11 protein-coding genes are annotated in these 10,781 nt (G+C 64.5%); 5 read left to right on the forward strand and 6 right to left on the reverse strand.

Annotation, left to right across the window (positions count from 1 at the left end):
- Nucleotides 1-344 precede the first annotated feature (344 nt).
- The 5 genes from ACFWF3_RS10130 (at nt 345) to ACFWF3_RS10150 (ending at nt 4,511) form a co-directional block, all read left to right on the forward strand.
- Entirely contained in the window at nt 345-785 is a 441-nt protein-coding gene (locus ACFWF3_RS10130; protein WP_379313344.1) for a hypothetical protein, read from the forward strand.
- A 28-nt stretch (nt 786-813) separates the two neighbouring features.
- Complete coding sequence (locus ACFWF3_RS10135; RefSeq protein ID WP_379313345.1) at nt 814-1,809, forward strand: SCO2522 family protein; 996 nt, start codon at nt 814-816, stop codon at nt 1,807-1,809.
- Nucleotides 1,810-1,871: 62 nt separating this feature from the next.
- Nucleotides 1,872-2,840, forward strand: a complete 969-nt coding sequence (locus tag ACFWF3_RS10140) for an SCO2521 family protein (protein ID WP_379313346.1) — start codon at nt 1,872-1,874, stop codon at nt 2,838-2,840.
- Nucleotides 2,841-3,110: 270 nt separating this feature from the next.
- Nucleotides 3,111-3,656 carry a GNAT family N-acetyltransferase gene (locus tag ACFWF3_RS10145; RefSeq protein ID WP_379313347.1) on the forward strand — a complete coding sequence of 182 codons (546 nt, stop codon included), beginning with the start codon at nt 3,111-3,113 and terminating at the stop codon, nt 3,654-3,656.
- A 3-nt stretch (nt 3,657-3,659) separates the two neighbouring features.
- On the forward strand, nt 3,660-4,511 hold the full coding sequence (locus ACFWF3_RS10150) for a hypothetical protein (protein ID WP_379313348.1): 852 nt from the start codon (nt 3,660-3,662) through the stop codon (nt 4,509-4,511).
- Nucleotides 4,512-4,514: 3 nt separating this feature from the next.
- Here ACFWF3_RS10150 and ACFWF3_RS10155 read toward each other — a convergent pair whose 3' ends face one another.
- The 6 genes from ACFWF3_RS10155 to ACFWF3_RS10180 all read right to left on the reverse strand — a co-directional run.
- A complete protein-coding gene (locus tag ACFWF3_RS10155) occupies nt 4,515-5,492 on the reverse strand; it encodes an SCO2521 family protein (protein ID WP_379313349.1) in 978 nt (325 codons plus the stop codon).
- A gap of 69 nt (nt 5,493-5,561) precedes the next feature.
- On the reverse strand, nt 5,562-6,581 hold the full coding sequence (locus ACFWF3_RS10160) for an SCO2522 family protein (RefSeq protein WP_379313350.1): 1,020 nt from the start codon (nt 6,579-6,581) through the stop codon (nt 5,562-5,564).
- Nucleotides 6,581-7,504 carry an SCO2523 family variant P-loop protein gene (locus ACFWF3_RS10165; protein WP_379313351.1) on the reverse strand — a complete coding sequence of 308 codons (924 nt, stop codon included), beginning with the start codon at nt 7,502-7,504 and terminating at the stop codon, nt 6,581-6,583. The genes ACFWF3_RS10160 and ACFWF3_RS10165 overlap by 1 nt, the downstream gene beginning before the upstream one ends.
- Nucleotides 7,505-7,507: 3 nt before the next feature.
- Entirely contained in the window at nt 7,508-9,364 is a 1,857-nt protein-coding gene (locus tag ACFWF3_RS10170) for an SCO2524 family protein (protein ID WP_379313352.1), read from the reverse strand.
- Nucleotides 9,365-9,520: 156 nt separating this feature from the next.
- Entirely contained in the window at nt 9,521-10,372 is an 852-nt protein-coding gene (locus ACFWF3_RS10175) for a TIGR02569 family protein (protein WP_378632716.1), read from the reverse strand.
- A gap of 111 nt (nt 10,373-10,483) precedes the next feature.
- The coding region (locus ACFWF3_RS10180) for a rhodanese-like domain-containing protein (protein WP_379313353.1) at nt 10,484-10,781 on the reverse strand (298 nt) is incomplete at its 5' end.

Below are 10,781 nucleotides of genomic sequence, written 5' to 3' on the forward strand. Positions count from 1 at the left end.
CCTCAAGACCATGGCCCCCGCCTTCTGGGCGTACGCCGCCGTCTTCCTCGTGATGGCCGCCGTCACCTGGTGGTGCTACCTGCGCACCTCCTTCGCCACCGACAAGGTTCCCTCCCTGGCCTACGCCAGCGTCTGATCCATCCCCACCCACCCGAAGCCACGTTCGGTCCCCTCCCGAACGTGGCTTTCGGCTGCAGCGGGCCGTCTTGCCGACGAACCGAAAGATGCTGCGCCAGTTCGCAATACACATCCTCGAGCGTTGCTCGAAACATATTACGGCTCAACCGAGGACAAGGACGCGGTCCACCGTTCACACTGAGGTGCAGTTGTACGGAGGGGCACCGATGAGAATCCGACCGCGGCAACAACTTCTGGATCTCTGGCGCGCACACCTGCGCACCTCGTTCCGCGATGACCGGTGGGTCTGGGGCGGACGTGACGGACGCAATTCGATCAGCGACGCCGAACAGCTGATGTGCCTGCTGTATCCGTCGACCGAGCTGGCGAGTTTCGCCCTCGACCCGGACAGCATCGCGACCGCCGATGATATCGCCGCGGTGATGGCAGTGCTCGGCGAAGACATTTGGGTCGGCGGCGCCCTGGTGACGAAGATCGAGGAGTTCTTCGACGCCTATACCGATGCCGACGGGGAGCCGATGTTTGCGGGCGGCAGCTACTTTCGCGACGTGGGCTTCGGGGAACCGTCGGCAGCGCAGCGTGAGCTCGAGGTGGTCGACTCATATTCGATGTCGTCGAGGCGTATACGAATCTGGCTCGGCGGCTGACCGATTCGGCGACGTGGGACACGAGCAGATGAGTTCACCGATCTATCGGGAAGCTTCCGAGGATGCCTCTATCACGCCGCTGCCCATGGCCCACCTGTCGATCGAGGTCTGTCACTTCCGGCACGAGGAGATCATCGACGACACCGACATGGTCCGAGCGCAATTCCGGCGCGCAGTCCCGCTGGTCGCCGCGTTCATCGAGTCGGCGAAGGTCGAGTTCGGCCCGGACACGCGAGTGAGTACCTGCTATCTCACCGACGACTACTTCCAACCCCGTTTCGAACCCACAAAGGTGCTCGACCGGCTGTTGGGTGCCGCCGACGATGCCGGCCTGACCATCGACTACCTGGCCAGGCAGTCGGGCTGCCACCAAGCACCGGTGTTTTCGGGCGGGATCGCCCTCGGAGCGCCGATACCGATCGCTGAGATGGTGGTGGCCCGGCTCATCAACCAGCCGGAGGACGAGGAGGTCGCCACCGGTGGCCGACCGCCGACGACCGAACTCGGTTGGCTGTGCAACGGACGTCGGGAACAGAACGGCTCGTCGCGTGCGGCCATGCATTCGCAACCTTATCGGCCACCTCAGGAGTACGGCCGCGGCGAGCACTCGATCTTCCTCGACGTAGAACTGTGGCACGACCGCGATGCGGCGCGACGCTGGTCCTGTCCATTCCTGGCTGCGGTGTGGCAGTTGTTGCGGCTGGGCATGTTGCGCTATAAGGGTGCGCCCGTGGTTGTTCCACAGCTGTGGTCCGCCGACCGAGATCGGCCCGATCGATGGCACGACCTTCCACCTGTCCTGCAGCTCAATGCGGATGCGGCTCCGTTCACTGCGTACCGGACGCTGTCGATGCTGCCCAAGCGGTATCTGCTGATCGAGTCGGCAGTACGGGTAATTCTCGACCACCTCGCACCGGATGACGATGTCGCCGCCCAGGTGGCAGCCCAAGGCGCTGCCGAGCAGTTGCTGGTGCCACCCAAAATTGTTGAACGCGTGACACATCTGCTGCTCGACGGGACATGACCATGACGAACCCTGAGTCGGACACCCCGGTCGCGGCATCATCCCGAAGGCCGCCGCGCAGTATGTCACGACCACTGACGCCAATTGTGGCGCTCGGCGAGATCCGCACCTGCCTGCTACCGCATTCAGTGACGCTGGACGGCCAGGCCACCGAGGAACTACTGGCCACAGTCATCGGCGCGACCGTACTGCGCCGTGAACGTCCTGGGCCACTCGCCTTTTCACCGCGTCGCGCGACTGGCGTCGACTGTCACCTCGGTTGGGGTACGACCGCGACTGTACGCGCGGTGGGGACGGTCGAGTCGACCGCGGTTCTGGTGGGCGGCCGGGTGACGCAACTGTCATCGCACACCACCGTGGTCCGGGGTCAGCAGAAAAGGCGCAGGCCGTGGCCGCATTACCTCAGCCGGGTCGGGGTGACAGAGGTCATCGGCGGGCTGCCCGACCACACGGTCACCGACAAGAAATTGGCCGCAGGCTATTTCGTACAGCGGGGCCCGAATATCCTCGACCTCGCATCGATCTGTGCCAGGCATCTCGATGACGTCCGATCCTCACGGCTCCTGGATCAACGGCCACCACTGCGGGCGCCGACCACGCGACTGCGGTGGACCGCCATTGTGGGCGGCCGCGCCGGACCCGCTGTGTCGCTGCGTCTCGAGGACGACCTGAACAGAGCCCTACAGGTCACCGTGCGGGAAGCTACGAATCTGCCTGACGCCCTGCGCTTCTGCCAGGACGTAGCCGTACACGACTGGTTACTGACCGTCATCGATGCGAAAGTGCGGGCGGCCGAAGGATTCGATAACGGACGGCAGGTCGCAGTGCTCGCGCCCGTGTTCGAACATCTCGCGCACCTATGGATGCCGGGCGCCCAGGTTCCCGCCGCGATGCGAGCACCGTGGCGGGATCTGCAGGCAGCGGCCGGCTTCTCCAAACAGTGGGCCGCCCGCGTCGAGCAAGTGAAGCGCCGGATCGATGTGGCAACGTACTACGCCGCGCGGGCCGAAAACCTGCCTCGTCACTGGTGACAACCGGGACCAGCAGCGCATCGAACATTGACATCGACATTGCGCCCAAGCACGCCTCGGCTGCGAAAGGGGCCGTCCCTGCGGCGCCGTGCCGATCCGCCCGTGGACCGTCGTCCACTCCAGATCACTGATTTCCGCGAGCCTCGTTGCGCTACATACTATTTCGCCTGCTGTCTGCGCCGCAGCCGGGTGCGGACTCCATATGTCTTCCGCTGCAAGGGAGTTGCTCTACTCTGGATGGTGGGCGCATCAGGCAACGGGGGTCGCGTTTTGGACAGTTCGAGCGAGAACGGCGCCGCCGAGCCCGATTTCCGCCCCGCCGACGTCGATGATCTGACGGCGATCGCAGCGCTGGAATCCCAGGAGTTCTCCTCGCTGTCCTACCCGTACTTCGTGTTACGGCAATTGTTCGAGGTGCACGGATCACACTGGGTAGTAGCGGAAATCGAGCGCGAGATCTGCGGATACGCGCTCGTCGCGGTCGATCAGGAGGGGTCCGCCTGGGTGATCGGCCTCGCGGTCGCGGGTAGCCGTCAGGGTCTCGGACTGGGTAGAGAGTTGCTGGTGCGCGCGGTCGAGCGCTGCCGTGGTGCGCGGATCGACACGGTCTTCATCACGGTGCGCCCCTCGAACACCCCTGCGGTCAACCTGTACAAGAAGTCTGGATTCGTCTGGGTCGACCACGACGAACACTACTTCGGCCCAGAAGAACCGCGAGACCTCCTCGTGCATCGACTGGACGATTCCGCGGGGTATTGGTGGGATGCCGGACCGCAGGACCGTCGATGGTCCAAGGGTGACGGGCCGCGGGGATAGCTTGTGTTCAGGGAGGATGACCCTACTGACCAGCTGTCACCGTTCGTCGCCTCGAAGATCACTCTCATCGAACGCCACGCCGATGCCTATCTGGAGACCCTGGCAGCGCCGGAGAGCGGCAGCGAGCAGGACAATCTGGATCAGCTCGATCGCCGGGTCGAACGTGTCCTGGCCGAATACGATCCCCCTTCGACTCGGCGTGCGGGCGACAGTCTGGTTTTCGCTCGTGTATACGCACCGATCGACGATATTCTCGAGCACCCGACCCCCTCGGACCACACGCTGCGGGTGCTGGCGATGGCGATGCTGGCCGCGGAAATCGAGGCAAGAGGACCGCTTCGGCTGAGCCGAAGGCAGAACCGCATGCTGGCATTGATCTACGAGGATCTCGGAGCGCGATTACTCGACGTCGACCTGCCCGCCCATGCCTGCGTAGCCTTTCGGCAGGCACGTGATCTTCATGCGATCAATGCCGACCTCGACGATCAGGACCGGTGCGGGCTCGCATTGGCCCGAGCCCGCACTCGAGCGCAACGTCGGGGAATGCGTCGCACGCCGGGCTTCGTAGCAAACATTCTGTGCGGCTATGGGTATCGACCATTCAGGCTGCTGGGCTGGATCGCCTGCGAACTGGCGCTGTTCGCGGGCGCCCTGATGCTGGTGACCGATGTTGCGGCTACCACAGCGGCACATCTGTCCCTGATCGAATTCCTCAACCCACTCGGACTCGGTGACCTCGACGCCATGGACCTCGAACCAACGGCGCGGGTGCTGTTGATCGTCGAGTCCTACCTCGGCAGCGTGACAACCTCGGTCTTCTTCGCTCTGCTCGTGCGACGATGGTTCCGGCTCTAGTCGCTACCACTGACGCACTTGCGCGGAGGTTCGGTGCAGCGCGGCCAAGGTCGCGACGGCGACGCGGTCGCGCAATTGCCCGATCCTGGCATTCCATTGACGGGAGAAGCCGGGATCATTCTCCAGTTGCTCCCACAGACAGCGGAGCAACGGTGGGGTGTGAGCACTGGGCATCCACAGATGGGCGAGATGCTGCAGTGCCGGCGCCAGCACCGATTCCGGTGTGCTGCCTGAGGTTTGGGCGAACTCGGCATCCTCGATGACATCGATGACAGCGGTGAGCAACCAATCGTGCACTGCCAGATCCTGGCAGTATCGACGAACCTCGGGCAGGTCGTCGGCGGAACCGACCGTCACCAACGCGGTGCGGGTTCGATCCTGATGCAAGCCGAAGAGCACCGATGCCTGCGCCCCGGGCACGACGCGGGCGGCCCACCGCAGCCGTGTGGGTTCGACCAACAGCGGTGGCTGCCGGTCGAGCCGAACATCGCTGTGCACCTTCGTCAGCAGTCGAGTGCTGATGGCAGTGATATCCAGGACCGGGTCGGCGGCGCGGGCAGTGCTGAGAAAGCCGACCACCAGACGATCGGCAATCGTGGCCGATGCCCCCGTCAACAGTTCGACGGTGCCCACACGACCTAGATAGTGCGCCCACGTCTGCCGCCGCCCCGACGACGTCGCGGCGGGCGCGACAATGGCGTGCGCCGAGCTCTGCAGCACCCGGCCGCCGATGACCAGCGCGTTCGTGGCGACCGTACCGACACCGCGGGATCGGACATGCGGTACCAACTGACAGTCGATGCCGACCGCGAGACGCGGAGATTCGGCCCAATCCAAGGGACGTTCGCGAGACAGACCCGGTCGACCCAACACCACGTCGAGAAGGTCGACCGCCGCATCGCGGCTCAGCGCGGCGGAGTTCGGCAGCAGGCAGGTGCGCACTTCACCCAACGCCACCAAGGGGCGCCCGTCTATCGGCATGGGAAAAGTGTAGGCAACCGGAGGACATTATACGCCATTGACACCTGAATGTCTTGTGTCAGTTACCCATCAGGACCCGTCGAACAGCACGTGCCCGATCCGTTCGCTCACCCGCCCGGGCAGGGCGAGGCCTTCGCCGCGCGCCCGATCGACAACCGAACTCACCACTCGCTCATCGAGATCGAGGTGATCGAGAATCACCCGAACCGCGTGTTCGATGCCGATATACCGCTGCGGCATCAGCGACAAGGAGCGATACGCGGTGAACGGCTGCGCGTTCGGATTCAGTTGCATCACCGCGGGCAAGTCCCGCCAGTCGCTCGGCCACACGAATCCTTCGACGTCGGGATGCACGGCGACCGGCGTCACCGCTACCTCGTCCTGATACCGAAGCATGCCGAGACGAAGCAGATGCCACACAGAGGCCAGGAACGGACAGGACCAGAGCCGCCCATCCGCCGAATCCGAATCCGCACGCCACATCTCGATATCGGCGAAAATAGACAGACTTCGCTGCCGCCCGAATTCCCGCGGTGGCATGTAAGGGCGGATATCCATCGCAGGACCCGCTTCACTCTCACTGGAACGGCGACCATTGGCCAGCCAGCCGAGATCTTGCGCAGGGGGACGCTGACCGGTGGTGTGCTCGATCGGCTCCTCCACCAACATGTCGGCAACAGCCTTCGCCAGCGGGATCACTTCACCCACCCGCGGTGCCTCATGGCAGCCGGCCTCGCGCGCGAGGTAGTCGATCGGCACACCACATCCGGCGGCCGCGCTTCGCAGCTTGGGGATAATCTCCCGTGGGTCGGTATCGGCGCGAAAGTAGTCATCCAGCAGGAAACATGTGCTCACCCGAAACGGAACCTCCCCTCCCTTGCGTGACCATGCCACGGATTCGAGAGCCACCAAGGCATCGAGCATCGCCCTGACCCGTTCGAATTGGGCTTCGATCCGCTCGACTCCGTTGAGCAGATCCTCCATATAGAAGTGCCCGACTTCGATCGACAGGTGAGACATATCGGTGCCTGGCACCGTGGCCATCTCCCCGGCCTCGACGTAGCCTGTGAATTCCTCGCTCGTGTGCATCAGACCTCCTGCCATTCGTCCCTACTCACCAGCTTTCGCGCCAGTTCCTGGAACGCAGTCACCGTGGCGGCATTCGCGATCCCGGCGCTGACGTCGACGTCGAGAATCAGCTGCTCGCGCCACTGCAGCACGGGTTCGACCGGGGTGGCGCCGATCAGCACCGTCTCACCGATCCGCTCCGTCGACGCCAGCGCACGCAGCGCGGATTCCTGCTTGTTCTGCCACGCTGCCTGCGGTGCGGTAGCAGCTGAGGTCGGGGTGTTCAACTGTGGTACCGCCGTGCGAACGAAGCGCATATTGCGGCGCAATTCCTCCGCGTCGTGACCGGCGGCCGCACCGCCGCGCAGCAACCCGTTCGGACCAAGCATCAAGCCGCCCGCAGCGAGAATGTGCTGGCGTGTCCACCGATGAAAGACCAACCACCGCACCGTTGTCGCCCGCATCTGCGGCGTAGCGGCGGCTCGCAGCGCCAGCTCGAGCGCCACCGATCTGCCTGCGCTCAGATCCACGATCACTACCTTGTTGGCGGCGGCGAGCCCGAGCAACAATTCGACGCACCGGGTGACGATCCCGGGGTAGTCCGCCAACTTGGTCAGCTCACCGCCACCCTCGTCGCCGGGCAGCAACGTCAGCTTCGCCAACCTGGTCCGGTGTTTGCGGAGGTCCTGACGATCGGTCTGCTTGTGCACATCGACGCTGTGCACAACGCTGTTACGCCCGGTCAAAAAGGAATGGGTCCCGGTACCCGGCGCTGTTCCCCGCTCGATGGTGCCGATCTCGAACACCGCGCCCGCAGTCGGCGATCCGAAGTCGAAATCGACATACACGGTGCTCCGTCCACTGGCACACAGGCGATGGGCGATATTGCAACTGGTGACGGACCGCCCTGTTCCGCCTTTGTCTGAAGTCGCGAACACGATCATCGGTCAGCTGCTCCTGGTCGCGTCTTGGGTCGCGAACGCCAACCGGTTCAGCGCTACCAGCGCCGCCGAGGCGAGTGTGAACGCGGTACCGGGCTGCACGTTCACCAGTTTCCTGGCGCGTTCGAGCTTGTCCTCGACGTCATCGAGTTCGATCCGGTTGGGTGATTTGTCCTCGATGCTGACGTTGAGCATTCCCTGGTTGAGCAGATGTTCGGCCTCGTTGAGCAACTCGACAGCGCGAGTCACCATCGCGGGTGAACGCAGTGGCGCTTCCCGATAGGTCCTGTCGGCCGCGACCAGACATTCCACGATGCGCTCAGTCATGTACCAGGAGGGTGCGGTCACCGGTTTCGTTGTGTCCGTACCGAATACGGCACCGGGATCGTCCCACAGCCCTGTCGCCGGACCTTCCTGGATCATCCTCCGGTCGAGGTGGTCCATGATCGCCTTGGCCAATTCCATCAGCTGATCACGTGCGGTGATGTTGCCGGACAACCGAGCCGCCTGGAGACTTCTTTTCAGCAACACCGCGGCGAAATCCGAGACCGCCCACGCCAATCTCGGACCGTTGTCGACCTTTTCACTGCCGCGCAGCACCATCCGAACGCCGGGATCGTGCAGTTCGACAGCGGGATCGCCACTGGTCGCGCGCCGAAGGATCCGTCCACGTCTGGCCAGCTCGTCGAAGATGTCTACAGCCCGGGTGAGATCGTCATCGGATGCTGTGCGGGCGACGAGTTCCTGGATCAGCACCGCCGAGACGATGAGACTGAAGTAGTCCGATTCCTCACCGTCGGAGGTCCGCCACGGAATGTCTTCCAATGGCCAACGGCCGGAACCGAATCGAGCGACCGTTGCCCAATAGCGCTGGGTCAGATCCCAGCGGATCCGCAACGCCTCGGCCAGTCGATACTGGTCGTCGTTGAAGAGGTCGAGTTCACGGGTGCGCTGTGAGAGGACGTCGTTGATGCCGTCCAACGCGATCACGGTGAAATACAGGTACGGGCGGGCCTCGGCGACACCATCACCTGTGCCGTTCGCCGCGTCGATGAATTCGACGTCGTCGGCGCCGGCCACGATTCCCCAGCTCCAGCCGCATTCGAACAACATTCCCTCGTCGTCCAGCGCGGCGCCCGGGGCTTTGCCGAGCTTGACATCGGTGCGCAGCCTGGTCCGAACCCGCTCCAGGCTCGTCGCGAACTCCTCGACTACGGCCCGATCCGGCAGGTCCTGCTGGTTGAGCATTCTGAGCATGGCCTTGCCCTCGTCTGAGGTCGGTGCCACGGCATTGACGACGAAGCTGCGCACCAGTCCGGTCATCGCCGCCGTCAAGCGAGCGCTCAATTTCTCGGTAGTCGCCGTGACGCGGTCGATCTCGCCACGCCGCTCCGCGCGGATCCAATTCTCGAAGACCCGAAGAAAGCCCAGGCCCGCGATGCACAGCGTCACCGACATGGAGTATCCGTCCACCACTTCGATCTTCTGCTGATCGTCGGTGGGCGGTCGATCGGGTTCGGTGGACTGCAGATAACTCCCTGCGTCGAAGAGCGGTTCACCGGTCGTCACGTCGGTGTTGCGAATCAGGTAGTCCTCCATCACCTCGAGGACTTTCAGCCCGATCACCTTCGGTCCACCCAGCGGCGAGAGCACCCCCTTGACATCGTCGGACATGTCGTCGGGGCGATCGAGCGTGAATCCGACGATCTCAGTGGCCGGATACAGCAGGCAGAGCAACTGTTCGGAGTCGCTGATCGAATTGGCGCCACGAATACCGCCCCACTGCCAGGCACCGTCGTCGTAGCACGACCCGACAAGCGCACGCCAGATCTCCAGAATCTGTTTCCTGGGCTGAATCCTCATCTGCCGCCGACCTCATTCAGTCATCGAAGCCCCCTGGCCCATGGGAGATCCCCACAGGTAGCGGCTTGAATTTACCTCGACCGGAAGCGAGAAGCTACCGAATCCGATTGTCCGGCACTACATCTCAACCGGATGGTCGGTGGGATAAATCCGACATCACAATGCGAGTCGCACCATATCCGCTGTTCTCGCCAACCCAGGGAACGCTTCGGGGGTCGAACGCGGGTGCAGGGCGTGGACGGCCAGGCGGAACATCAACGCCCGTAACAGCATCTGGGGCCATTCGGGCAAGGTGGCCCAGCGGTCGAGTAGACCGTCATCGCCCCCACCCCACGCCAGCGCGTCGACCACGACGACCCCCGCGGCCCAGGTGGCGGGGCGCCAGTAGGGGGTGATGTCGGTGAGGCCGGGGGTGTGGGCGCCGGTGAACAGAACCGTGCCGAAGAGGTCGCCGTGGACGAGTTGGTCGGGGCTGCGGACGGGTTTGCGCAGCGTGGCGAGCTGGCCGATCAGTTCGAGGGAACGCTGGCCGTCGGGGGTGGCGGCGATGGGGACGCCGCCCGCGCGCAGAGTGCGCAGCGGGACCGATTCCCAGGCGGCCCGGTCGGCGGCGACGAACACATCCACGTCGACCCACGGGGCGACGGGCGGCTGGACCAGGAAGCGGGGGCGTTCCAATTCCGCTGTCGCCTTGTGCAACCGCAGGGAGACCGAGACGACCTCGTCGTGGCGGGGCTCGGGGGCGCCGTCCACGAAGGTGTCGGCACGCCAACCGGAGACAACATAGCGTCCGTCGGTGGCGCGGACGGGGCGGGCCACCCGCAGCCCGTCGACCGCCAGGTGTTCGCGTACTTTCGCCGACCACGCGGCCCTGGCGTGATCGGCGACGGGGCTGAGCACCACGTCGCCCATGCGCCAGCCACCGTCCCAGTCTCCGAGGGAAACCGGCGTCACTTCGCGAAGCCCGAATGTGGCTCGCACATGCTCGGGAGGTTCGACTGAGGTCACGGCCGTACCGTAACCCCGCGATCACCGCAGGCGACCCAAGGCACGCTGTGATAGTCCACTTTGCGACCTCACCGCAATATGCGATGAGGTCGCAAACCGGCAGCTATCGGGTCAGTAGACCGGAAGCGACGGATCCACCTGCTTGGCCCAGGCCACCACGCCGCCCTGCAGATGCGTCGCGTCGGCGAAACCGGCGCGCTTCAACGCGGCCAGCGCCTCCGCCGACCGGATGCCGGTCTTGCAGTGCAGCACGATCGGCTTGTTCTGCGGCAGTTCGGACAGGGCCTCGCCGGACAGGATGCGGTCCTTGGGGATCAGGGTCGCGCCCGCGATGTGGACGATGTCCCACTCCACCGGCTCGCGCACGTCGATCAGCTCGATCTTGTCGGCGTCGAGGAGGTCCTTGAGC

The sequence above is a fragment of the Nocardia sp. NPDC060220 genome (genome assembly GCF_042727815.1).
GTDB lineage: Bacteria > Actinomycetota > Actinomycetes > Mycobacteriales > Mycobacteriaceae > Nocardia.

Bases quoted from the DNA above. Each gene is read 5' to 3' on its own strand.
- ACFWF3_RS10130 (WP_379313344.1), top strand. From the start codon at position 345: ATGAGAATCCGACCGCGGCAACAACTTCTGGATCTCTGGCGCGCACAC.
- ACFWF3_RS10135 (WP_379313345.1), top strand. From the start codon at position 814: ATGAGTTCACCGATCTATCGGGAAGCTTCCGAGGATGCCTCTATCACG.
- ACFWF3_RS10140 (WP_379313346.1), top strand. From the start codon at position 1,872: ATGTCACGACCACTGACGCCAATTGTGGCGCTCGGCGAGATCCGCACC.
- ACFWF3_RS10155 (WP_379313349.1), bottom strand. From the start codon at position 5,492: ATGCCGATAGACGGGCGCCCCTTGGTGGCGTTGGGTGAAGTGCGCACC.
- ACFWF3_RS10160 (WP_379313350.1), bottom strand. From the start codon at position 6,581: ATGCACACGAGCGAGGAATTCACAGGCTACGTCGAGGCCGGGGAGATG.
- ACFWF3_RS10165 (WP_379313351.1), bottom strand. From the start codon at position 7,504: ATGATCGTGTTCGCGACTTCAGACAAAGGCGGAACAGGGCGGTCCGTC.
- ACFWF3_RS10170 (WP_379313352.1), bottom strand. From the start codon at position 9,364: ATGAGGATTCAGCCCAGGAAACAGATTCTGGAGATCTGGCGTGCGCTT.